General features: G+C 38.5%; 25 protein-coding genes. 15 read left to right on the top strand and 10 right to left on the bottom strand.

What is annotated here, in order from left to right; all coding sequences use genetic code 11:
• Positions 1-34: 34 nt before the first annotated feature.
• From JWR61_RS05240 to JWR61_RS05210, 7 genes are all read right to left on the bottom strand, one after another.
• Positions 35-358: a response regulator gene (locus tag JWR61_RS05240; RefSeq protein ID WP_301927099.1), complete on the bottom strand. Its 324-nt coding sequence runs from the start codon at positions 356-358 to the stop codon at positions 35-37.
• 512 nt (positions 359-870) lie between these two features.
• Positions 871-1,182: a hypothetical protein gene (locus tag JWR61_RS05235; protein ID WP_301926786.1), complete on the bottom strand. Its 312-nt coding sequence runs from the start codon at positions 1,180-1,182 to the stop codon at positions 871-873.
• A 63-nt stretch (positions 1,183-1,245) separates the two neighbouring features.
• On the bottom strand, positions 1,246-1,563 hold the full coding sequence (locus JWR61_RS05230) for a hypothetical protein (protein WP_301926785.1): 318 nt from the start codon (positions 1,561-1,563) through the stop codon (positions 1,246-1,248).
• Complete coding sequence (locus JWR61_RS05225) at positions 1,553-2,371, bottom strand: SOS response-associated peptidase (RefSeq protein WP_301926784.1); 819 nt, start codon at positions 2,369-2,371, stop codon at positions 1,553-1,555. Before JWR61_RS05225 ends, JWR61_RS05230 begins: the two co-directional genes overlap by 11 nt.
• A gap of 8 nt (positions 2,372-2,379) precedes the next feature.
• The gene (locus JWR61_RS05220; RefSeq protein ID WP_301926783.1) at positions 2,380-3,642 is read right to left on the bottom strand and encodes a Y-family DNA polymerase; all 1,263 of its coding nucleotides are present in this window, start codon (positions 3,640-3,642) and stop codon (positions 2,380-2,382) included.
• Positions 3,617-4,057 (bottom strand): LexA family transcriptional regulator, encoded by a 441-nt coding sequence (locus JWR61_RS05215; RefSeq protein ID WP_301926782.1) that lies wholly within the window; start codon positions 4,055-4,057, stop codon positions 3,617-3,619. The genes JWR61_RS05220 and JWR61_RS05215 overlap by 26 nt, the downstream gene beginning before the upstream one ends.
• A 104-nt stretch (positions 4,058-4,161) precedes the next feature.
• Entirely contained in the window at positions 4,162-4,875 is a 714-nt protein-coding gene (locus JWR61_RS05210; RefSeq protein WP_301926781.1) for a zinc-finger-containing protein, read from the bottom strand.
• A 176-nt stretch (positions 4,876-5,051) separates the two neighbouring features.
• Between JWR61_RS05210 and JWR61_RS05205 the strand changes: the two genes are divergently transcribed.
• The gene (locus JWR61_RS05205) at positions 5,052-6,461 is read left to right on the top strand and encodes an exodeoxyribonuclease VII large subunit (protein ID WP_301926780.1); all 1,410 of its coding nucleotides are present in this window, start codon (positions 5,052-5,054) and stop codon (positions 6,459-6,461) included.
• A 40-nt stretch (positions 6,462-6,501) separates the two neighbouring features.
• Here JWR61_RS05205 and JWR61_RS05200 read toward each other — a convergent pair whose 3' ends face one another.
• Entirely contained in the window at positions 6,502-6,765 is a 264-nt protein-coding gene (locus tag JWR61_RS05200; protein WP_301926779.1) for a hypothetical protein, read from the bottom strand.
• A 185-nt stretch (positions 6,766-6,950) separates the two neighbouring features.
• Between JWR61_RS05200 and JWR61_RS05195 the strand changes: the two genes are divergently transcribed.
• The 14 genes from JWR61_RS05195 (at position 6,951) to JWR61_RS05130 (ending at position 19,937) form a co-directional block, all read left to right on the top strand.
• Entirely contained in the window at positions 6,951-7,130 is a 180-nt protein-coding gene (locus JWR61_RS05195; protein ID WP_301926778.1) for a DUF3606 domain-containing protein, read from the top strand.
• A gap of 6 nt (positions 7,131-7,136) precedes the next feature.
• Positions 7,137-9,146, top strand: coding sequence for a DNA ligase D (gene ligD / locus JWR61_RS05190; RefSeq protein WP_301926777.1), 2,010 nt, complete (start codon positions 7,137-7,139; stop codon positions 9,144-9,146).
• Between the two features lie 104 nt (positions 9,147-9,250).
• Positions 9,251-9,484 (top strand): hypothetical protein, encoded by a 234-nt coding sequence (locus tag JWR61_RS05185; RefSeq protein ID WP_301926776.1) that lies wholly within the window; start codon positions 9,251-9,253, stop codon positions 9,482-9,484.
• A gap of 1,373 nt (positions 9,485-10,857) precedes the next feature.
• Positions 10,858-11,385 carry a hypothetical protein gene (locus JWR61_RS05180; RefSeq protein WP_301926775.1) on the top strand — a complete coding sequence of 176 codons (528 nt, stop codon included), beginning with the start codon at positions 10,858-10,860 and terminating at the stop codon, positions 11,383-11,385.
• 242 nt (positions 11,386-11,627) lie between these two features.
• Positions 11,628-12,185, top strand: a complete 558-nt coding sequence (locus tag JWR61_RS05175) for a hypothetical protein (RefSeq protein ID WP_301926774.1) — start codon at positions 11,628-11,630, stop codon at positions 12,183-12,185.
• Positions 12,186-12,415: 230 nt separating this feature from the next.
• Positions 12,416-13,027, top strand: a complete 612-nt coding sequence (locus JWR61_RS05170; protein ID WP_301926773.1) for a hypothetical protein — start codon at positions 12,416-12,418, stop codon at positions 13,025-13,027.
• Between the two features lie 227 nt (positions 13,028-13,254).
• Positions 13,255-13,986: a hypothetical protein gene (locus tag JWR61_RS05165; protein ID WP_301926772.1), complete on the top strand. Its 732-nt coding sequence runs from the start codon at positions 13,255-13,257 to the stop codon at positions 13,984-13,986.
• Positions 13,987-14,222: 236 nt separating this feature from the next.
• Positions 14,223-14,666 carry an SMI1/KNR4 family protein gene (locus JWR61_RS05160; RefSeq protein WP_301926771.1) on the top strand — a complete coding sequence of 148 codons (444 nt, stop codon included), beginning with the start codon at positions 14,223-14,225 and terminating at the stop codon, positions 14,664-14,666.
• Between the two features lie 59 nt (positions 14,667-14,725).
• Entirely contained in the window at positions 14,726-15,268 is a 543-nt protein-coding gene (locus JWR61_RS05155) for a hypothetical protein (RefSeq protein ID WP_301926770.1), read from the top strand.
• Positions 15,269-15,529: 261 nt separating this feature from the next.
• On the top strand, positions 15,530-15,955 hold the full coding sequence (locus tag JWR61_RS05150) for a hypothetical protein (protein WP_301926769.1): 426 nt from the start codon (positions 15,530-15,532) through the stop codon (positions 15,953-15,955).
• 319 nt (positions 15,956-16,274) lie between these two features.
• Positions 16,275-16,892 carry a hypothetical protein gene (locus JWR61_RS05145; protein WP_301926768.1) on the top strand — a complete coding sequence of 206 codons (618 nt, stop codon included), beginning with the start codon at positions 16,275-16,277 and terminating at the stop codon, positions 16,890-16,892.
• A 459-nt stretch (positions 16,893-17,351) separates the two neighbouring features.
• Positions 17,352-18,290: an alpha/beta fold hydrolase gene (locus JWR61_RS05140; RefSeq protein ID WP_301926767.1), complete on the top strand. Its 939-nt coding sequence runs from the start codon at positions 17,352-17,354 to the stop codon at positions 18,288-18,290.
• A gap of 21 nt (positions 18,291-18,311) precedes the next feature.
• A complete protein-coding gene (locus JWR61_RS05135) occupies positions 18,312-19,232 on the top strand; it encodes an AraC family transcriptional regulator (protein ID WP_301926766.1) in 921 nt (306 codons plus the stop codon).
• Between the two features lie 321 nt (positions 19,233-19,553).
• Positions 19,554-19,937, top strand: a complete 384-nt coding sequence (locus tag JWR61_RS05130) for a nuclear transport factor 2 family protein (protein ID WP_301926765.1) — start codon at positions 19,554-19,556, stop codon at positions 19,935-19,937.
• A gap of 200 nt (positions 19,938-20,137) precedes the next feature.
• On the opposite strand, the gene JWR61_RS05125 is transcribed toward JWR61_RS05130, so the two are convergent.
• The gene (locus tag JWR61_RS05125) at positions 20,138-20,587 is read right to left on the bottom strand and encodes a hypothetical protein (RefSeq protein WP_301926764.1); all 450 of its coding nucleotides are present in this window, start codon (positions 20,585-20,587) and stop codon (positions 20,138-20,140) included.
• Between the two features lie 237 nt (positions 20,588-20,824).
• The coding region (locus JWR61_RS05120) for a gliding motility-associated C-terminal domain-containing protein (RefSeq protein ID WP_301926763.1) at positions 20,825-23,369 on the bottom strand (2,545 nt) is incomplete at its 5' end.

Here is a 23,369-nt window from a genome sequence, read left to right as displayed (position 1 = left end):
TTTTAATTCTTTTGCCAAATGGAGGTAGTGAATTCTATGTTGTCGAATCGGTTTTTAATTGCTGATACTTTTTTGCCCAATCATTTACCTTACTAAGTAAATAGTCTATATCAAATGGTTTCGATACAAAATCATGAGCACCACATGCAATAGAATGTTCTTTTAATCCCATACTTACTGACACTAGTATAACAGGAATAGCTTTATGTTTTTGTTTAATTTCCTTACATATATCCCTTCTATCTTCGCAACCTAAAAAAATGTCTAATATTATTACATCAGGTTTAAACTCTATTATCACGTTATCTGTATTTTGGCCAGATGATAACGCTAGGGCATTGCATTTTACATTGAGAATAACTGGATGTAAACATTTTTCAGATCAACTGAGTTTTCAACAATCAAAATATTAGGCATTAAGGTAATTTTCAGAAATATAAAAACTTTAGCCTATTATTTCACTGACCGCATCAGAAAATTTATTTTTGCTTTTGTTGCTGATTGCTTCACGAAGCGAACCATCCGATCATGTACGCTTCAAAGTAGTCTGATAATTCATCAAACCTGCCGCTATTTGACTTGAATATCCAACAACCTGCTCCTTCCGAATAAAACATTTGCCCATAGTGATATTTATCTATTGTCAAATGCCACATTCCGGATGCGCCACAACCCGCCCCATTGACTGAATCAAAATGTCCATTGTAAGATTTCCCCTCATGCTCAAATTTGATGGGTACTCTCACAAGCTTAAAAGTTAGTTATGCTGTCAGAAAAACTTATTGAATTATTGATTGGTGCCAGCAAAATATTTCCGGACAAATCATGGACAGGTATCTAATGATAACCAAGATTTTGCTAGATTATTATTTATTTATCACTTTCATACAGCTTCAAATCTTCTGCCGGCACCTTAATCATAAAAACAGTATTATCCTGGCCTTCGGCCATCTCAAATACCTCACTGTCTAAAATTGGCGTTACTGGATAATCACAGTCAGCTTCTTTAATTCGGTCGTCCTGGGGTTTTAAAGGCTCCAACCAATACACAACCTTATCATCTGTGTCAGTCTTACAATCACTATCATCCGCACCAAGTGAAAGTACATGCGTATAACCATTGCCAGCAAGAAACCGGTTTAACGGTTCAGTAAACTCCACATTCATGATTTCATTCTCCATAACGTTGATTTTTTATAGTTCTATTAAATATTTACATCCTCAGTTAGCAGTTGGTGCTTTGCTTTACAACTCCTGTCTTTGATAAGCAATGCTTCGTGCACCGTCCATTTGTTCTTCAATCTTTTTATAAATATCATGCAAAGTCATCACCGTTGCTTCATTTACAATTTCCATCCGGAAGTTGAGGTCTTTTATTTTCCAGTTTTTGAAAAGTTTACTTTTAATCAGCAAGTTTCTTTCCAGTACCATTTCTTTTGTACCGCCGGTTAATTTAAATCTTTGTACCTGGTCAGACGCATAGATTAACTCAACCAGGAAAGAAAAATTTCCGGCTACTTTCCTGGCGTGATCCCAGGTATTCATGGTTATGTTAAATTTCATTTTCGTCGTAGATTAAATCAGGCACTCTTTCATCTTTACAGGGCACTGTAGGGTCATCCAGTTCAAGAAAATTTTTAGGAACCATGTGAGCCTGCATTTCTCGTGATGGGATTTGATAAGATGTAAGTTCAATAATGCGGCGTGGTGACAAATTCGGGTCTGTCCATTCTTCTGCAAGCTCTATTGGAGGTATTACAGGCATTCTGTTCTTGCTATTATGTATTTGCCTCATCAAACTATTAGCCTCTGTAGTACCAAAACTGACAGTATCTACGGTTTCACCAGTCTCTTGATCTGTCCAGGTGTTGTAGATTCCTAAAAAGAAAAAATACGGCCTGTCCTTAACAGTGATATAGTAGGGGAATTTTTCCGGAGTTTTCAGCGGTTTGCCTCGTTTGCCCATTACTTCTATATGCTGATGTTCCAAAAATCCGGTTGACAATACAAGGCAACGACGCTTTAATGCAGCCTCCTTGTACATAAATTTTTCCATCAGTTCTTCACCCACAAAATTCAGTGTAGTATAACCTTTAACCCACTTGCCATCCGGACCTACATAACCGTTTCTGAATTTGGCCACCTCCGCCCGGGTTTTTAAATAGGATGGGATAAAACCCCATTCCATTAACACCAGATCCCAATCTTTACCATCTGCTGAAGGTTTTATAACGGGCCATTGCGTATAATCAAAACCCTTGCGAATTTCCCTTAGCTGGCTACCTTCCATTAACTGCCTCAATTCCTTTTCCTGTTGTTTATAGCTAATAAATTCAGCGTGTGTTACACGCACCCCATTGATATAGCACATAGTTTTTATTATAAATTTACTTCAATAATTTCATTCAGATTCGTAGTGAATCTTTTGGACAAATAAGCCGCCCGCAGCTTATATCCCTCATCCGATTCCTGCATGGCATACCTGACAAGATCCTTGCCGAAACTTTTATTTACCTTATCCATCGCGGACTTTATGATTTTCTTTTTGGGGCTATCGCTATCATCAAACAAATTCAGCTGCACCTGTGCTTCCGGTACCAGGCCATGAACTTCAACACCGCATTTCATGTAATTATAACCCTGTTTAAAAATAAGATTAAATGCCTGAACGGCATGCTTGATAATAACAGAAGTATCATTTGAAGGCGAAGGCATGTGCACAATAATACTCCTGGTATATTGAACATCCCCTTTTCTAAAAGGATTGGTCTGAACAAACACCGCCACCGACTTAGCGCAGGATTTATCTTTACGCAGTTTCAGTGCGCAGGTGGCTGCATAGTTGCACACCGCTTTCTGAATCGTCACTTTATCTTTCAGCATTTTGCCAAATGATTTTGAACTGCAAATGTTCTTCTTTATCCTGGCATTAAACTGCCAATCGATGGACGGAATACCTCTTAATTCGTTCTGCAGCCGCTGGCCAACGACGGTCATATTTTTTCTGATCCATTCTTCCGGCGCATTGCTGACATCGAGGGCCGTTTCAAAACCATTGCTTCTCAGCAATTCCGCGTATTGCTTCCCCACACCCCAGATATCTTCTACCCTGGTGGCGGCCAGTAATTCTTCTACCAGTTTTTCATCAGCTGCAAAAAACACTCCTTTACCGTCGCCATGTTTTTTCGCAAACTTGTTGGCCATCTTCGCCAGCGTTTTTGTTTTCGCAATGCCAACAGAAACCGGCAGGCCGATATTCTTTTTAACAGTATTCCGGATATTGGTGGCTGTCTTGTACACGCTGGCCGTGCTCATGCCACCCATATCAAGAAAAGCCTCATCAATGGAATAGACTTCAATGCGGGGCACAAAGCTGGCCATCGTTTTCATCACCCTCGAACTTAAATCGCCATACAGCGGATAGTTAGAACTGCACTTGATGATTTTATCTTGTACTGCAGTATTGATCATGAATTCAGGCGTGCCCATTTTAACGCCAAGCGCCTTTGCTTCTTCGCTTCTTGCAATAGCGCAGCCATCATTGTTGGAGAGTACCACAACCGGCTTGCCCTCCAGGGAGGGTCTGCCCAGGCGTTCGCACGAAACATAAAAGTTATTACAATCCACTAATGCAATCCACATCTGTTATAATTTTAGCAACTACTCCCCAAATACTGAAATCCATATCATCACTGATCGGAATGGGCTGACAATTTTTATTTGCAGCCACCAGCCGGATGCCGCTGCTATTTTTGATATAATGTTTTACATAAAACTCACCATTGATAACAGCCAGTACAATGGCATTATTTTTTACCCGCAGGCTTCGGTCTATCACAAGGATAGACCCGGGGAAGATGCCCGCTTCTTTCATAGAATGGCTTGTATATTTAACAAAAAACGTGGCCGTTGGATTCGGTGTTAAATAGTCCTGAATATTGATAGCTTCTTCAAAGAAATCTGCAGCGGGCGAGGGAAAGCCTGTCGGCTCAGTATTGATATCCTGTGCAACGCGTTTGCTAGTATCCACTTTTAAAATTGTTGCTTCACTTTCCATAGCCGGTGATTTGAAAGCAAATTACAACATTTCATGTTAAATACTAAATAATTTAGCAATCATTCGCAGATAATGTATAAGCAGGAAGTTGTATAATCTATATTTTAAGGAGAAGCCGGCGGTAAGAGATGCTGAACAATCCAGGCCCAGCCATCGGGTAACCATTTGTTTTGTCTGCGCAGATGTAACTTATTTTTTGCCGGATAAAAATCATAATACAGTTCCAGCGATTCAGCTAAGGGAGCATAAAACGTATAACACATTTTTTTGGGATCATACCAAAAACCATCTTTAAACTTTGTTTTTAACGGTGGGTAAAGCACTCTTTCAAAATGTTTGAACTTACCGGCCAGCCCTGATTTGAGGTTGGCATCTGCAGGAAAGACACTGGGCATTTTTTCAATATGCTTCGTTCTTTCGAGACTGTATTCAACTACTTTTTTGCACTCCTCCACGTCAAAATATCCAATATGCACCTGGCTAATGTGCATACCAAGTTTTTCCGCCAGCCAGGCATAAGCTGCATTCCGCAGTACATATTTTGACTGCTGACCGTCAAGCTGTGACTTCCAGATAGTATCAAATGCGGCATGCGCATTTTTTTTCCACTCCCTCAATTTGGCATTTCCCAGCCTCCCCATTGCCCGGTCAGTGCCTTTATGTACGCTCACCCAGGCAGCGCATGGGTCACAATAATAAATCATGCCCAGGCTTCGGGGATATACTTTGATGCTGTCCACAAATTCAGTTTTACCCAGGCAGTACGGGCAAATTTTGCCTGTAATGATTAATTCATGAAGTTGCTCATCAGTCTGCATACAACAAATTTAATTGCTTGCAAGATGAGAATGGACGGCAAAAAATCCACAAATTATTGACGGATAATTTAACACTGCTTCGGGACTTTTTTGTGGCCAAGCTTCTGTTAATGATAGATTGTAGTAACATTCCCGGGGTTAACTTTGAATAACGGTTTATCTCTCAAAATTCATACATGAATGTAGACACCACTTTTCAGCCCAATCAGTTTAGTGCAACCGAACAACAGGCGCATGCGGTTTTTTTCTCACCTGCATCATTGGTTGCAATATTTAATGCTGCCACGGTTACAAAAGAAGAAAAGAAAATTATCCAGGTGCGTGGGATATTCAAAAAAAGTGGCACTCAAAATTATGGCGGCTACTACTACGATACTTTAAAGGACGAGGCAAGCGATTATTCAATCACACTACTAACCTCTGAATTATTACACAATCAATTAGATGATAATAAAACAATTGAATTAAATGGGTTTATAACACGCAAGATGGATAAGCAAGGCCGCATCGTTATACACCTTAACCTGATAGAATTATTAACCCAAACAGTAAACAAATTTTCGGAAGAAGAAGTAAAAAAAATTCTCCTTATCAATAAGAAAGTAGCAACCGGTTTTAAGGATCTGGATGCTCACATAAAAAATGCAATTTTCAATAATAAGCGTTTATCCATAAAAGTGATAATGGGCAGATCCGGCATTATAGATTCGGATATTAAAAAAGGGATGGAGGCTGCAATCGCTTTATACAACATAGAATACCACCGGGTTTCATTGTCTTCTCCTGCTGAAATCATTAATAAAATAATATCATTAGATACGCCTGATACAGATATAATCTGTGTTGCAAGAGGTGGAGGTGAAAATTTAGAAATCTTTGAAAATCTTGAAATATGCAATGCTATACTGGAGCGCAAAACTATAATTGCATCAGCCATTGGTCACGCAACGGATGTTACTCTATTTGAAAAGCTATCCGATAAAAAATTTATTACACCAACACAATTTGGCAATTATTTAAAGGAGATCCACAACACTACGATTGAAGAATTTCAAAGATCAAAGGCAAAGATTATCCAGGATACTAAAACCGAATTGACAACGGTTTACAACAAACAAATTGAAAACTTACATGAGCAACTCAAGGCCACAAAAGAGCTAAATGAAAAGACGCTGGCTGACACAAAAAAGAATTATACAGAGCAAATGCAAACGCTCACAGATAAATTAAAATCTTTTGAAGAGCTGGTAGGCAAAACAGCAACCGACAAAGCTGCCCTTCACTTAACCGAAGTTAATAATTTAAAGAAGCAAATGGAGGATATTACCGCTTTACACCAAAGCCAGTTAACTCAGATAAATACACTGCAGGTTGAGAAAATGAAATCCCTGAATGACCAAATACAAAATTTGCATAATCAGCAAAGCCAAAAAGATGCAATGATTCAGCAAGCAAATAACCTGGCCACAAATTATCAGAAACAACTACAGGATGCGCGATCAACTTCCAGCCCCAGCATACTGACCATAATAATCGCATTGATCATCGGCTTAATAGTCGGTGCCATTTTATTTTCTAAACAATAGGCAAAGAATCCACAAATTATTGACGGGTAATAAAGTTCAATTAGAGAGGTTGGCTGGCTTCAGTACTTTGGGCTAATGCGGTGGAAATACTCCTGGCAATGGAATTTCTAAAGTCAGGCAAAGGAAACCAGAAGTATTTTTGTTTAGGATCTTCTGTCTCATAAAAGGTGAAGGCAAATTCTTTCATAGGCTCGCCGTAATGAACCCAGATTTGAGGCACCTTATGTACCTGGAATTTACTGCAATGCGCCTCAATTTGCTGGCCTTTGTATGTAAACGTTATATTGAATTCTATTGTTTTCATCACCGATCAACAAAAATAAGTGATAATGGTTGACTGTTGCATACATCCTGCTTCAAATTGCTGATCGTCCGCGTTCGCTGATAATTTTCTTTTCAAACGTGCTGCTGCAGTTTTGTGTTGAACTGTCCAGGGCAGGCTTACAATGGTCTGGGATTTGTATTGCTTCTATTCTAAACAATCCAATTATGTCAGACAATTTAAATAAAACACGTCCGCAGGATGCTGCCCGGATAAATGTCCATGAGGAACATGAAGTTACCTATTGGACAAAAACCCTCGGCATTTCGAAAGAAGAATTGATACAAGTTGTTGCAAAAGCGGGTACTTCCGTAAAGGCCGTGAGAGAGGCACTGGAAAAGAAATAATGAGCAATGACAAGGGCAAGCATTGATAGCCTCATACAGGGTGGCGGTAAGAAGTCAGCGCTCCCTTCAGCTGTGTCACCTATGCTCTGCACATTGGTGAAGGAACCCTTTAATGATCCCGATTATTTGTACGAAGTAAAATGGGATGGCTATAGAATCGTATCATTTGTGAATAAGGGAACTGTGCAAATGAATTCCAGGGGTGGGCTAAACTATACACAAAAATACCCACCTGTAGCAAATGCATTAAAGGCGCTTAAGTTCAATGTTGTGCTCGATGGTGAAGTAATTGTGTTGAATGATGCAGGGCGGCCTGACTTTGATGCCCTTCAAAAATTTAACGGTCATGACAGTCCCCTTTACTATTATGTGTTCGACATTCTTTGGCTGGATGGTTATGACCTGATGGAGCTTCCGCTCTCAGCTAGAAAACAGCTCCTTGCAGCGTTATTTGCCAAAAACGAAATCATCCGCTATAGCGAACATTTCGACGACGGCATGGCCTTGTTTGCACAGATGGAAGCGCTGCAGATGGAGGGTATCGTTGCGAAGCGGCGAACAAGCATCTACCGGCCGGGCGAACGGGCCAATAATTGGCTGAAAATACCCACAGAAAAAAGGCAGGAATTTGTAATTGGTGGTTGGGTGGAATCCGACCGGGGCAGGCCATTTGCCTCGCTGCTTTTTGGAGCTTATAATAACAAGGCTCTGGAGTGGATCGGCCACGGCGGAGGTGGCTTTAAAGAAGCAGAAATGCCCTTTATCTTGAAAAAGCTGAAGGCGCTTGAAGTTCCGGAAAACCCCTTTGTAAATGAGGTTGACACGAAAGGTAAAATACATTGGGCGAAGCCAAAACTGGTGGCGAATTTTAAATTCGCCACCTGGACTAAAAGTGGTAAAATAAGGAAGCCTGCCATCTTCCTCGGCTTTCGTAACGACAAGCCTGCATCGTCGGTTGTAAGAGAATCACCTGTAAATAATGTTGCAGAAAAGCAAAAACCTTCCGCTTTAAAAACGAGTCGTGGTAAACCGTCGGTTATGCCATCCCCAATCGATTCCAATTGGCCGTCCATTGAAAAACAAAAGATTACCAGCAGCGAGCAGTTCGACATTGGAGGTTGTACCATTGAATTAAACAACGTTGAAAAGCAACTGTGGAAGGAGGTTACAAAGTACGACCTTATTCAGTATTATCATTCAATGACCAACTTGATTTTGCCTTACATCAAAAACAGACCACAGTCTTTGCACATAAAACAAGTGAACGCAATAGCCCCTGGATTTTACATCAAGGATATGGAAGGCCATCAACCTGAGTGTGCAGACATATTTACAGATGAGCGCAAGCATAAAATGAAAGGAAAACGCGATCAGATTGACTACTTGGTATGCAATAATGAGGCAAGCTTATTATACATGATCAATCTGGGCTGTATTGATGTTAATCCCTGGACTTCCCGCATACAAAACCCTGCAGAACCTGATTACATTGTTATTGACCTTGATCCCAGTGATGCCGACTTTAAAAAAGTGATTGAGACTGCCGGGGCTGCAAAGTCATTTTTTGATGCACATAAACTTGCGGCCTTTATAAAAACATCCGGCAAAACCGGCATGCATATTTTGTTGCCTTGCAAGGGCATAGCGTTTACGTATGCCCGGACCGTTGCGGAATATATTTGCGGTGAGATCCACCGGCTGGTTCCATCGGTTACTACCACTGAGGTCAGTGTTGACAGCCGCGGAAAAAAACTCTACATTGATCCCAATCAAAACGATTATGCAGATACCATTGCTGCCCCTTATTCGGTTAGGCCGCATACTATCCCATGCGTATCTACTCCGCTTGAATGGAAGGAGGTAAGGGCAACGCTGGATCCTCAACAGTTCACCATCAACAACATGACTGAAAGGGTTAAAAAGAAAGGCGATTTGTGGCAGGATATCCAGAACAACAAGAGCCTGTTGCAAGTACAAATGAAGAACGCTAAAATTTTAAAACGACTATTGGAATGATTGGGTGGTAATGTAAACAGACATGCACTTGACTGCTCGCATTTAAAGCACCATTGTTAAGGACGGGGCAGGCACATTGTTCTATCAAACTTTAAATTGATGACATGTCGGATAAATTAATAAAGGAATTGAAGGCGCTTAATCCCGCCGTACACGAACACGCTGATTTAATCTACGACAGAGAGTATCACCTTTGGCGGCAGGGAGAATATTTAGGAGTTGCTATCTGGACGAGGGATGAGAATGTAGGTGATAGTTTTCAAAAAGGAATATGGGATGAAAAATACCAGTTGGTAATTCAGCAGGTTTATCTTGCCGACAGGTGGAAACTAGTTTAGCCAAATAGCTGATTGAACTGGCCGTACCTGGTTGGCGACCGCCAAGGCAGCATGTCTTCAAAAACAAGTAATCCACAAGTCTTTGCCCGTTTATAAATACTAACTATTTTAGCAAATTAAAACTTAAGAAAATACAATGCTAAAACCTAGTTACAGTCCACCCGGCGAACCCGTGTCCTTCGAATACCAGGGAAAAAAATACACTGGCATACTCTCAAAAGTTTCAGTCGCTGGCCATAGTAACGTTTGGTACCTTATGGTAAATAAATACTATTGGGGTACGCTTTCTTATACAAGCAAATGGGTTTTTCATAACCCCAAAAACGACATGCAAGACTTGGCTGAATTTTTTGGCGGGCATGTTGTGAAATCAGAGGAATAAAATTATTCCGTCGCTTCCATCAGGTAAATTCGTGATGAAGTTTGAAGCATTTATATATATTGCTTCAATTCAAATGATTGCCTTCCTGTGTGAAGCATAACTGGAATTGTTTTGGGTTGCTAAACAACTAACTAATCAATGTAAAAGACGGTTGCGGATTACGTATTGAATGGTATAGTACAAATATCGTATTTCATTGCTGATTAAATGAATGGTAGATTATACTAACAACAATACAAAATGTATAACACCAACTCATTGATTTGTAAATCCAATTTTTTCTATCGCTAACACCTAATATCATATATTTACGTGTTGTACGCTACCTTTTCGCACTTTTCACGAAAACGAAAATTAATTTTTAAAATGAAGATTTGGAACAACGTTTTTGCGACTGCTTTTTATTATTATGGAAGATTTAAGAATCAATCTCAAAGGTTTAGCGCTGCATGTATTGTTTCGCTTTGCATCATGATGCTCATATTACTATTCATAATTGTATTATCGAAAATAATTGGACAAAATTTGATATTGATGGCATTGCCCAACAAATATTTCGCTCTTCCTTTTATTTTCTTACTTATGTTTTTTATAAATCGATATTACTCACCTACAAGAGTAAAGATTATTTTAGCTAGGTATAACACGCTATCTTTCACAACACGTGACATTTGGAAATTTCTAACTGTAATATTTGTTGTTGGTCCAATCATTTTCATCGCCTTTTTATTAAAGAAGTAAGTGATAAGGCAGCGTACAACAAAGGTATTGCTGCAAGCAGGGCAGGACTTTGTTATCTTCGGCTGCAGCTCGCTATCAGCTTCGGTTTGGGCAGGACAAGCTTTGTTGGGCTTTTGCTTGTTATCTTTTACTTTTTATATCTTTATTCATCATCGGTTGGGGGCAGACACAGCAATGAATTCCCCGCCTGACAGCAATACCCGACCGTTAGCTGCAACTCAAATATTAATTCCGTTCCAATTAAATAGGCATGACAAAGATCAATTATTTTATCCTTCTACTTTTTTTGACACTCTCTTATAATTCATTCGGACAAAATAATTGTGGAGTAACTGTTGACACAATCAAAATCCTATTGGATGAAAATTTGGACACCTTTCTTTCAGATTTACAAAGTGAAAGTTTTCAATCCTATACTGACAAAAAGAAACTCCCCGCTTTTATAAAGCAACAACTTGACTGTTTGACAAAGGACAAATTTTCCCTTGCAAATCCAAATGAAGACTATAGATGCTGTTGTACATCATCTGGAAAATTACCAAGTCGAAAATTATTGTTCTTTTCGACTAGCAAAGACATTTTCCTTATAACATATTTGACTGGTGGCATTGGAATATCAACTAGCATTTTAATGTTTAAATTTCAAGGAGACAGAATTATCGACCTTTGGACAGGTTATGGTTTTCCGGAATTTAAATCAAAAGATGACGTGATAAAACATATCAAACTTAAAAGGAAAAAAGAATTTGGACTTCACAGCAATTTTATCTCGATTTAACAATAGACCAAAAAAATGAGTAGCTGCCAACATTGGGTTTTATAATATTGGGGCTGGACCAACAAACATCAGCTAAAAGCAAAGCCTGGCATCGGCTTCGGCTTGACCAGCATCTTTGATCTTTAGTATAAACAATGAACTTTTAATTATTAATTTAGCTTCAGTTGTGGGCAGACGGAAGTTAATATCCCAAAATCATAAAGCCCGATACGTTGGTAGCAATGTTTAGAGACTTCACGTTTATGAAAATAATTCCACGGCTTTTACTGCTTTTAACCATCGGTTGTGCAGACCACAAACCAAAAGCAGACAATCAGACTTTGGACTTTGGCTCATTTTCTATTGTGACACCAAACGGTTGGACAAAAGTTAAAGCACAAGGCACTGACAGTTACGTCGGACGAATTGCAATTGACAATATCGACACAATAGATTTTGACTTAGGTTGGTACTCAAACACGTTGACTGAACGCGAGCCTCAAATTATTGAGCGTTCAATTTTAAAAGATTTAGATGTGCTTGACACTTCTCAATTTTTTATTGTTGATAGCCGTAAAGGCATTGACCCAGACAAATTCAAGAAGAATAATATTTCGTGGGACACAATTGATGGACGCAAAGCCAAAATTGTTTTCCCAAGAAAACCAGGTATTGGAACAACAGGCATTTACATTGACAGTTTATGGCAAGGCGGCGCTGACGTAGACAGATTTAATTTGTATGGTGACAATTTAAAGCCAGCAAACGAAAAATTATTTCTTCAAGCATTAAAGACACTCAAATTCCACAAGACCAAATAACATTGCTACCAACATGGGGTTTTATGCAAGTTGGGCTTGACAAACAAACTTTCAACAAAGTGCAAAGCCAGGCAGCGGTCATGGTCTGACAAATAACTTTCAACAGAAGGTTGTAAATTGAAAATCACATTTTCAAACAACATCGGTAATTGGCAGACGGAATAACAATACCCAACCTGCATAAAGCCCGGTCGTTGTGCGCAATTATACATTCAAATTAATATTTACACATGACTTCATTATTGTCCAAAGTTATTGCCTGCAGTTTGTTGCTTATAGGATGTAATACAAAAAAAGCTATTGATTCAGAAGATATCTCTGTGAACTCTTTTCCCATAACCCTTGAAAACGCCATAGAAATGGAACAAAATATCGGCTCTAAAGACATTTCTTATGAGTATACAGTCGGTATTGACACAAGTCTTTATCCCAATAAGGCACATTTCAGATTAACGAATGTCAAACGGTTCTTGCGGTCATCCGCAGATGAAGGAATGGAATATACATTAGAATACTACGCAACATCCGATGATTCAGTTCGAACAATTTTGCATGAGTGGGATGTTGCTGAAGTTGCTAATGATTCAGTCTCAGTTAATTCAGCCTCGCCTCGAACAAATATTATCAAGACTTTCGACAGAAAGTTTTCTACTCTTGATTTAACTTTTACAAAACTGCTTGGCACTCCATCTGTTAGGAATATAAAAAGTAAGTTTTTAGAAGAAACAGAAAGAGATGATGTGAAATGGCAACGGTTAAACCAACTCAATGCTTATCTTCTGATGTTCAAAAGGGACATAGATACATATAGACAGATTAGGTTAATCGTTTATCCTAAATAGGTAACTGCGCACAACATGGGGCTTTATGCTATTGGGGCTTAGCCAACAATCTTCAGCTAAAAGCAAAGTCAGTCTTCAGTTTGGACTTGACCAGCAAATCTGAACTTTTGTAAAAAAATGAACTTTTAATTATAAATTTAACATCGGTTCCGGGCAGGACGAGCAATGAATTCCACCCCTGCAGCAAGCCCTGCCCGTTGGGCGTAAGCAAAACAGACACACCACTAATGACAAAACGAGTCTTGACATTTTCTGCAATTCAAATTACTGCTCTTCTACTTTCATTCTTTGTTTTAGCATTTGCTCTTGCAGGTAGTCACGGACGACTTTACTTTTCAAATGCAGGCGGAACAGTTGCTTTAATAATGACAGTCCTTCTTAGCATTCCTTTGCTTTATTTGTTTTCGCAAAGAAATAAACTTCAAAGCAAGAAACTCTTATTGATTATAGCTGCACTACTTTTCATTTTGGCCATGACAGCAATTTATGCTGGCTTGCCTAATATGACTAAACAGTTTATTATTGACAAAGACAACATAAACCATATTTCCCTTTACAAGGAGAATGACTTGACAGTAGAATTCAAATTGCAACCAGAAATGTTTGACAGAGTGAGTATCGAAGCGATTATTACCAAAGGAAGCGACATTGAATTTATAAAATTCGATTTGACGATTTACAATGATAAAAATGAAATTGTAAAGCCAGCATTTCGACCGCTGGCTTGGGACTCTTTGCATAGTGAACCCATCCAAATGAATTCCTTTTTTGAAATCAACAACTTTTCAAAAATGAATAAGTTCGCATTATCAGGACAATATTCGATTGAACATACAGAGTCTTTAAAAATGCAAGTTGACTATACTTTTACTAAAAACGGCGAAACAATTTCTAACAACAAACAATTTAGAGTTAGGATTGCGAATCATTTGACTTTAGAGAAACTTATTGAATACTAAATGCCTTCGCGCAACAGTGGGTTTTATGCTATTGGGGCTTGACCAACAAACATCAGCTAAAAGGAAAGCCAGGCATTAATTTCGGCAGGACCAGCATCTTTGAACATTAGTACTAACAATGAACTTTTCATTATTAATTTAGCTTTGGTTGTGGGCAGACGGAAGTTAATATCCCAGCATCATAAAGCCCGATACGTTAGCTGCCATTCAATGACACACTTCGGTAAAAGACATCAATGACAGACATCATAAAAAAATATTTCAGCGATCCAAGTAGTTCTGAAGATTATGGCGGTATCAGTAAATTTTTTCCAGCCGCCGACTTGGACAATATTAAACAGGTAGAAAAGTTACTGGCAATAAAGTTTCCGGAAGATTATATTGCGTTCTTACGCAGGACTAACGGATATAATGGAAAAGTAGGACAATCGTATTCGATATTTCTGCAGGTTGAACAAATCGAAAGATACACGAAAGAGTATGGAGGTGAAATTTTCCCTTGGATTGTTTTTATTGGAACAGACGGCGGTAACGAGATGTATGTAATCGACACTCGAGATGATAAAATGAATTTTGGGATCCTTCCTTACATTGGAGACAAAAATGACTTTATTTCATTAGGTAGTACTTTTGAAATATTTGTTGACCATTTATATCACAACGACTTTTGGAAAAAATAAACGGCAGCTAACATGGGGCTTTATAAGCCATTTTAAATGAAGCTTCTTCTCTCATTCATGTGTTTGTTGACGTTATCCTGTATACGGGACAAACTGGTAATGCTGACAGACCAAAAGTATATTCAGACACTTCAAGTTTATTTTATAAAGGGGCACCCCTTTTTGTTTTTAATGAACGTTTTGACAAGCTAACTTCAAGACCTAATTTTTACCAAGACACAACTAATAGACAAGGTGACGGCCACTCATATATTACTCTTGACAAGTTCTTTTCTGCTCGACAAAGTACGGGTACAATGATTGGGACACTTTACATTGAAACAGATAATCTTCGACAAATTCAAAGAGTTCGTGGCTATTGGGCAATTAGCGTTCAAATGACTGACAAGACAAAACAGGAAGCAATTGATACGATAAAAAAAAGGTTTTTTCCGAATACAACACAAGAATTTTTATTGGCAGAAATTGATACAATTAGACATAATAATTTTATAGAACAGTTTAAGTTTTTTCCATCACCTGACAGTGGTGACATAGACCACGGATATGTACCGCATTGGAGTTTTTATTATGACGCTAAACGTTCAAAAAACGGCTTATAACATGGGGTTTTATGCAAGTTGGGCTTGACAAACTTAGCTTCAGCAAATTGCAAAGCCAGGCATTAGTTGTCGGCTGGACAAACATCGCTGAGCATTAATTCTTAACTTCATCAACATATTTTCAATCAGCAGCGGTTCTGGGCAGACGAAATACTAATACCCAACCTGCATAAAACCCTGCTCGTTATACGCAAACTTATACGAGTTCAAGTTCATTAGAAATTCCATCAATCAAAAACGACTGTATTCGAATATTAAATTATGAAAGTTAAATGTATTGATAATACTGGTGCTGCATTACCAGAAGGCGTTTATTCCTACAACAAAAGCAGTCATTTTGAAGTTACTATTAATAAAGAATATACAGTTTATGGCATAGCGACTTTTAAAAGATTTCAGTGGTATTTAGTATGTGAGGATCATTTCGATGGTGTTGGCGTTAATTATTCAATGTACCTTTTTTCAGGCTGCTTTAAAATATCTGATGGACGGTTGTCAAAATTTTGGAAAGTTGCTGAAGATAGTGATTCGTATACTTATAACGAAAGGACAATAATATTTGGATTTGAAAAGCTGGTTTCAGAAAAATATTTTTATGCCAACTTACTTGAAGGAGAAGAAAGAGAAGTGAGAATTTTTTCAACAATTAAAAGAGTTTTGGATTCAGAATTTGAATGGCCAGCCTAATTCAATAATTGTTATTATGAGTTTTAGTCTTTCTGCGAGAACTTAATTTGAAGATGTACAAATATGTCTGCGTATAACATGGGGCTTTATGTGCAATACAATTTAACCCTTAATGTTAGAAGCATCGACATTTATTTGTTATCTTACTTGGCTAAGGAAATAAGAAATATCAATTTAAAAATATTGGTTGAATTTTTGAATTCACAACTTATTCTAAGTTTGAAGTATTTTACGTTAGTGTGATGAAGATTTGAATATATCAAACTTCAGGCTTTTAATTAGATACCAAGAAATTTGTTTTAAATATCACTATTAATTTATGAAATCTTCGATAACGCTTTTATTACTAACGTGGTTTCTTCTTCAATTCACGGCGTGTCAAAAACCTTGCAATGAATCAAATTATTCTTTTTCAATTACAGCTTCCTTTTTAGGTGAGAACGATAGTATTCCTCTGGGAGACACCCTTTGGTTAATATGTCAAACATCGACCCGTATGCAAGATTTAACTACAAGCAGTGAAGTAGATTTTGTATCAGTAGTAAATCTTGGTACAACGCTATTAGTTCAAGATATAAAAAAGTTTGGTACGTATGAAAGAGGTGCTGTTGATAGTTTTGATTTTGTGAAAGTGGAAGGTGAAATTTACTCTGTTCAAACCTTAGATCCTAAAAGGGTTAAACAACTGAGTTTTTTGGAATCTAACAACAAGTATAATTTGAAAATTGGCATTATAGCTAAAAAGAAAGGATCATATGTGTTTTCAATTTCTGATATTCCGCAAGTTGTGTATCGTAAAAACATGGAGCAATGTGGTAAAGCAAGTTTCGAAATACTCAATGGAAATGGGGATAAGCACTTTTATTTATTTGAAAATATAGTGGGAGCAATAAGTGAATATGATAGAAAACACAGTTATTGCCTTAAAGTATTTTGATTAAATGAAAACTATTTAATCTAGGTTTATTATATAAGGCCTTATCTTCTAAATTAAGCTTCTCAGTTGGGATACACAAATCAATGGGTGAGGAAATAATAAGAATGTTTAGAATCTTAATTCACAAAGTAGCCAGTACTGCACATAACATGGGGTTTTATGCTATTGGGGCTTGACCAACTATCATCAGCTAAAAGCAAAGCCAGTCTTCAGTCTGGGCTTGACTAGCACCTTTGAAGTTTAGGAAAAACAATGAACTTTAATTTATATATTTAGCATCGGTTTTGGGCGGACGAATGGAAATATCCCAACATCATAAAGCCCTGAACGTTAGCGGCAATGGTAAGACAGACCCTACTAATAACAAGTCCCTCAATTCGACTACAATAATCCTTAATAGAGCTACATTCAAAAAAATGAGAATGCTGACTTTTGAGTCATCAATTAAAATTAAAAATTATGACACATCAAAATCAGATCATTTCAGTTAGTCCAATCGTGTTTCAAGTTCCAAACCGTTTGGTAGATTTAGAAGTTAAGATTACAGCACCGGTAAGTGGAGAAAATCTTCCGGTTATTTTATTATCACACGGTCATGGAGCATCAAATTTTCTATCTTCCTACCGGGGGTATGCCCCGATTGTTGACTATTATGCGTCTCATGGTTTTGTAGTGATACAACCAACTCACCAGGATTCAAAAACATTAAAACTCGATCCAACCGGACCCGAAGGCCCCCTGTTTTGGAAATCCAGGGCAGAAGATATGATCTATGTTTATGATCGCATTGAAGACATTCTTTCAGCAATTCCCAATCTTACCGAACGAACAGATAAAACCAGGGTTGCGGCAGTTGGGCATTCTTTGGGCGGAAATACGGTTTCTATGCTTGCTGGTATGCATGTTGCCGATCCTGTTTCCGGTAAAACGGTAAATATAGAGGAACCCCGTATAAAGGCATTTGTGGTTATGGGTGCGCCTGGCATTGGAGTAGACGCTGCAGAATGGGTATCTGAACATTATCCTATACTTAAAAGCACTGATTATTCTAAAATGACAAGAGATGTACTGGTAGTAGCCGGAGACCTGGATAAGAGTGCAATTTTTTCAGCCCGTGACAACTGGCGCATGGATGCCTACAATTTCAGCCCGGCGCCTAAAACTTTATTAACCGTTTTTAACAGTGGTCATATATTGGGTGGAGTTTCGGGATACGATGTTTTAGAAACAGATCAAACCAAAGATGAAAATCCGGAAACCGTGGCTTTTGTAAACGAAATGACCGCAGCTTACATTCGCACAAAACTTTTCCCGGAAAATAAAGCATGGCAAGACGCAGTGGAAGCTTTAGCAAAAAATCAACATCCAAAAGGGAAAATAGATTCTAAATCAGTTTAATTTCCTGTAGATTTATTTCTTATGAATGAAAAAGAAAGTATACCGGTAAAATTTAATTCTTTGTCAGACATACATGGGGTGCTTGGGCTACCAAAGCCTTTGCACCCTTTAATTAGTCTGATCAAACCTTCTGATAACGATGGAGAATTAAGACCGCCTAAAGGGTCGCATATTATGAACTTCTACAAAATATCTTTTTCTGCTGATTCAGCCGCCAGGGTAAAATACGGCCAGCATTATTATGATTTTAATGATGGAGGAATGGTGTTTGCAGCACCTAACCAGGTAATTGGAGATGACGTGAATTACACCAACACTGTTTCTGATTTCGTGCTATTATTTCATCCAGATTTTTTACTGGGTTATCCCTTATCAAAACAAATAAAGCAATACGGCTACTTTTCATATTCCGTCAACGAAGCGTTGCATTTATCTGTTAAGGAAAAAGAAATCATCCTTTCTGTATTTAAAATCATTGAGGAAGAGTTAAACAGCAGGATAGATGAATTTAGTCAAGACGTTGTTATTGCACAAATAGACCTGTTACTGAATTATGCCAATCGGTTTTACAAACGCCAATTTATTACCCGACAAACAGCAAGCAATAATATATTGGATAAATTGGAAGAAATTTTAGATAATTATCTTAGTAAAGAAAAGCCCTTACATCTGGGCATTCCAACTGTTCAATACCTTTCCGAACAATTGTACATTACGCCAAGTTATTTAAGTGATATGTTGCGTTCACTAATTGGACAAAACGCTCAACAATACATACAGTATAAGCTTATCGAGAAAGCAAAAGAAAAACTATCGACAACGAACTTATCGGTGTCTGAAATAGCTTTTGATTTAGGGTTTCAACATTCGCAATCATTCAGCAAATTGTTTAAGCATAAAACTAATAAAACGCCTTTGGAATTTAGAAATTCGTTTAATTAAACAAGCTGACAAAAACCAGTTCCGCTAACATGGGTATTGCTGCAAGTGTGGCTGGGCGTTGTCATTTTCGGCTGTATTTCACTATCAGCAGCAGTTCCAGCGGACTGAATTCTCTTGGGCTTTTAGTTGTTATCTTGTACTTTTAAATCATTATTGGGCAGTAGTTCCGGGCAGGACAAGCAATGAATTCCACACCTGCAGCAATACCTTTTTCGTTAGCGGCAAACTTATGGCAGACCAATATTTGTGGACTCTAATTTACTCAAAATAATAATTGTCTTTTGAAAACAATTTTATTACTTTTCTGCCAAATTTATTTTTATGCTATCAACAACAACAACTGCAGAAAATGTAATTCAACATCATTTACAAGCTCTTGGAAATAACAACTTAAAGGAACTTCTAAACGACTACACAGAACAATCTGAACTTTGGACGCAAAATGGAATAATTGCAGGGATGGAAAATATCTCTTCCTTTTTTTCATACGCATTCACACTGCTCCCAAAAGATAAGTCTAGCTTGGAAATAAAAAAGATGATTTCGAAAGACGAAAAGGTTTATATTGTTTGGACGGCTGACAGCCCAGTCATAAATATTCCGTTTGCCACAGATTGCTTCGAGATAAAGGAAGGCAAAATTACCTGGCAGAGTACTGCATTTCAAACAATTGAAAAATTAACTAATCATAATAGACACAGGTGATAACAATGTTATTCATTTCGAAAAAAGTAAAAAAGCAAATGCCTGTTCGCACTTGAAACTAATAAAATTAAATATTACGTTACAACTACCCTGATCCAGGGTGTTCTTAAATATTTCATTTCACCATTTGCAATTGTTAGAACTCATTCGAGGGAGGATTTTGTTTAAACCTTGTGCGGTCTAAGAGGTGTATATAAATCTTAAAGGTCCATTTCTTCTTTCAGCAGTTGCATTGGTTTAGCCACTTGTGAGGCTTTGCCTAAAATGGTTAATACAATTATTTTAAAAAGACAGCCGGAGTAGATAGCCATAACTAAGCCGGAAATCCCTTGCGAAAATAAAAAAGGAAGTGCAAGCATGAGGATATAGGCAACGTATACCAATGCCGCTATTACGAGCGCCGTAAATGGTTTTTTTGATGCAAAGAAACTAAGACCAATAAAGGAACAAAATAGTAAGACGAACAAAATAATTTCGAAGCTTCCTAATTGTCCGTCTGTTCGGGAATACGAAAGCATCATTGGGATTAAACTTAATCCCGCAGCAAAAAACAAGGCGCCTTTTGCTTTGTGTACTGCATAGTTAAACCTGTACAATTTTTGTTGCTTTTCTTCATTTAAATAGTTAGTGACCTGGTTTGTTTCTTCCATTGTGTTACTGGTTTAGCGGTTTTTTTGATACTTTAAAAAACAGATCCGGTGTCCGGTTGTTGAAAGCCTTTATAATACCCAAAACTTCCACCAGCACTTTTTATCTTTTGCCGGCGGAGTGTAATTATATAATAGAGGTTGTTCCGGATAACGGACCTTTTTTTCTATTTCAATATCAGCAGCAGTATCCAACTTCTGCCACAGTTCAACACTGTCAAAAACGTGTCGCAAATTCTGCTAACGGATAAGTACGAACGTGCCCTTTTTATATATTGTAACTCCGCCGGAAGTATAGGTACATTGGTAAACATAAGCGCCATCTGGCTGTGCTGTGCCCTTGTATATACCATCCCACCCTTTACCAGGATTTTTCATTTCAAACACTGCTTCACCATAGCGATTAAATACCACAAAACTGATATTGTCTATTCGACAACCGTTTATGATCGGGGCCACTTTATCGTTTATACCATCACCGTTTGGAGTAAAGGCTGCCGGTATAGCAATGCAATTTTCTGCAGTGTTACAAGCCTTTGCTTTGAGCAAACTGGTAGCTGTGATGACGCAACCATTGGTGTCTGTAGCACTTAGCTGCACCTGCTGGTTACCTGTTACTTTTATAGCCGCTACGGCACCCTGTGCCGGAATATCCCAACTAATATTCGTTAGCTGGCTGACATCTCCAGTAACACGTAATGTAACTGTTTCATTAAAACAAACCGTGGTATCTGCCGGTGCCAGCTTTAATGATGGAGTAAACTTATATAGAATCTCTACAGACTTATTGTCCTTGCACCCATACGCATCCTGCACAGTCGTGGTATGAATACCAGGCTGAAGCCCTGTAAAATTGCCAGTTTCGCTACTTACGCCGTTGTCAACTGAATAGAGGTAAGGTGCTGAACCACCTTGCAGAGAAGTGACCTTTATGTTACCGGTTACACTTCCACAATAAGCATTGATTGTAGTGAGCGTAAGGATCGTTGGCCCTGCTTCGTTTGCCACCACCAATGGCGATTTTTTAAGCACACAACCATTGGCATCCCTTATATACAGGTTATAACTACCCTCCTGTAGCTGTTTAACAGGACCTGCATTAAAATTAATACTATCAATTGAAAATGTATAGGGAGCCATTCCGCCGGTAACATTGCTTACCTGTATACTACCTATTGCCTGCTTGCAATGATCATTTGCAATCACGTAGGTTGCATCTGAAGCTGCAGTTTCATTGGCAACAACTACTGTTTGCATCAGTGGGCAACCGGCACTATCTATAACCTCCAGCTGGTAAGTTTTTGCAGCAAGATTCGTAAAAATGCCCGTGCTGTTTGTTTGCCCGTCGCTCAAATTAAAATGATATGTACCTGAACCACCCGTGACACCAGTCACCTTTATTTGTCCATCGCTGGCAATGCAGGAACTCTTTTTAATCTCATAGGTTACCGCAGATGGCCCTGCCAGGTTTGAAACAGATAGTGTATCGGTGTACAGGCAACCATTAACATCTTTTATATAAAAATTATAGACTTTAGAACTCAGCCCTGTAAATGATGATGATGACTGGAATGTAGTGCCATCCAGCGAATAACTAAATGGTGCTGTTCCGCCTTGTACAGTTTGCATTTGAATGGTTCCATTCCTAAGATTACAGTTTTCCGGAGTAACAACGGTGATAGCGCTGCTGATGCTGCCCAATGGCGGATCTATCACAAACTTTGCTATGGAAGAAAGATTATTGGCATCCGTTACTTTTACCCAGTAATTACCAGCACACAAATTTTTAGCTGTTGCCAAAGTATCGCCGTTACTCCAGAGATATTTGAAAGGAGCTACCCCGCATTGAGTAGTAACGGCGACAGTGCCGTTGCAACTGCAACCAACAGGGGCTTGTACCTTAGTTTTTACAGAGAGGTCAGAAGCATTTAATTTAAGAAGCAACGCAGAACTATTGCTGTTAGCAAGGTAACAACAAGTACTATCAAAATAAGCACCATTGCCCGGGTTGGTAAGCTGGGGATTAGGCATAGTGTATCCATCCTGTTGATAACAGAATAAATAAACAGGATCACCTTTCGCATCTATCGCCATTTCATTTTGATCATAATATTCGTAAACCCAATCTGCCAGGGATAGGTAACTAAATTCTCCATTTGTGCCCATGGTGCCAAAAATTGGCCCGGTAGCGTTGTTATACGTTTGCGGAAATGACCCATCGTAAAAAAAACTTCCATTGCAGGCTGTGTTAATGGCAGGAAACCCCGCGTAGCTTTCATTCATTACGCCAAGCAATTGAAGCTGATCGTGTACCGGATCATAATTAATCTTATTCCAGAAATACATCTTGTCGGTATTGATCACTTTTTCATAAACCAACCGTGTACTACTATCAAATTTTGATACGGTCTTATCTGTAACAACATACAAATTGCAGCTATCGTCAGCAGTTACATCATCTACCCCATAGGGATAAGGAAAATAGGTCGACCAGGTCATTTGCCTTGCAGGATTAAATTTTGTAACTACAGCGCCCCAGGCTGCAGGGTTATAATAGCCCCCGGCATTTACCAGCGGATAGTTAGAAGATCTTGTATTGCCGGCAAGGCAAATATTCCCTACTCTGTCGGTACACACTCTGGCTCCCAGGTCATCATCGGCGTTACCTTCTATTCTTGTGGACCAGGTTAAACGATTGGATGCGTCAAATTGCGAAATAAATAGCACCTGCGCATATCCGTATTGTGCAGTCTTAACTACATAAGCGTCGTCGCCCGGGTCCACT

This window comes from Ferruginibacter sp., from assembly GCF_028288465.1.
In the GTDB taxonomy this organism is placed as follows: Bacteria; Bacteroidota; Bacteroidia; order Chitinophagales; family Chitinophagaceae; genus Ferruginibacter.
The sequence above is the reverse complement of the archived record's forward strand: the minus strand, read 5'-3'. Positions and strand labels throughout refer to the sequence as shown.

Coding starts and splice junctions, on each gene's coding strand:
- JWR61_RS05235 (WP_301926786.1), bottom strand. CDS start 1,182: ATGGAGAATGAAATCATGAATGTGGAGTTTACTGAACCGTTAAACCGG.
- JWR61_RS05230 (WP_301926785.1), bottom strand. CDS start 1,563: ATGAAATTTAACATAACCATGAATACCTGGGATCACGCCAGGAAAGTA.
- JWR61_RS05225 (WP_301926784.1), bottom strand. CDS start 2,371: ATGTGCTATATCAATGGGGTGCGTGTAACACACGCTGAATTTATTAGC.
- JWR61_RS05220 (WP_301926783.1), bottom strand. CDS start 3,642: ATGTGGATTGCATTAGTGGATTGTAATAACTTTTATGTTTCGTGCGAA.
- JWR61_RS05215 (WP_301926782.1), bottom strand. CDS start 4,057: ATGGAAAGTGAAGCAACAATTTTAAAAGTGGATACTAGCAAACGCGTT.
- JWR61_RS05210 (WP_301926781.1), bottom strand. CDS start 4,875: ATGCAGACTGATGAGCAACTTCATGAATTAATCATTACAGGCAAAATT.
- JWR61_RS05205 (WP_301926780.1), top strand. CDS start 5,052: ATGAATGTAGACACCACTTTTCAGCCCAATCAGTTTAGTGCAACCGAA.
- JWR61_RS05200 (WP_301926779.1), bottom strand. CDS start 6,765: ATGAAAACAATAGAATTCAATATAACGTTTACATACAAAGGCCAGCAA.
- JWR61_RS05195 (WP_301926778.1), top strand. CDS start 6,951: ATGTCAGACAATTTAAATAAAACACGTCCGCAGGATGCTGCCCGGATA.
- ligD (WP_301926777.1), top strand. CDS start 7,137: ATGACAAGGGCAAGCATTGATAGCCTCATACAGGGTGGCGGTAAGAAG.
- JWR61_RS05185 (WP_301926776.1), top strand. CDS start 9,251: ATGTCGGATAAATTAATAAAGGAATTGAAGGCGCTTAATCCCGCCGTA.
- JWR61_RS05180 (WP_301926775.1), top strand. CDS start 10,858: ATGACAAAGATCAATTATTTTATCCTTCTACTTTTTTTGACACTCTCT.
- JWR61_RS05175 (WP_301926774.1), top strand. CDS start 11,628: ATGAAAATAATTCCACGGCTTTTACTGCTTTTAACCATCGGTTGTGCA.
- JWR61_RS05170 (WP_301926773.1), top strand. CDS start 12,416: ATGACTTCATTATTGTCCAAAGTTATTGCCTGCAGTTTGTTGCTTATA.
- JWR61_RS05165 (WP_301926772.1), top strand. CDS start 13,255: ATGACAAAACGAGTCTTGACATTTTCTGCAATTCAAATTACTGCTCTT.
- JWR61_RS05160 (WP_301926771.1), top strand. CDS start 14,223: ATGACAGACATCATAAAAAAATATTTCAGCGATCCAAGTAGTTCTGAA.
- JWR61_RS05150 (WP_301926769.1), top strand. CDS start 15,530: ATGAAAGTTAAATGTATTGATAATACTGGTGCTGCATTACCAGAAGGC.
- JWR61_RS05145 (WP_301926768.1), top strand. CDS start 16,275: ATGAAATCTTCGATAACGCTTTTATTACTAACGTGGTTTCTTCTTCAA.
- JWR61_RS05140 (WP_301926767.1), top strand. CDS start 17,352: ATGACACATCAAAATCAGATCATTTCAGTTAGTCCAATCGTGTTTCAA.
- JWR61_RS05135 (WP_301926766.1), top strand. CDS start 18,312: ATGAATGAAAAAGAAAGTATACCGGTAAAATTTAATTCTTTGTCAGAC.
- JWR61_RS05130 (WP_301926765.1), top strand. CDS start 19,554: ATGCTATCAACAACAACAACTGCAGAAAATGTAATTCAACATCATTTA.
- JWR61_RS05125 (WP_301926764.1), bottom strand. CDS start 20,587: ATGGAAGAAACAAACCAGGTCACTAACTATTTAAATGAAGAAAAGCAA.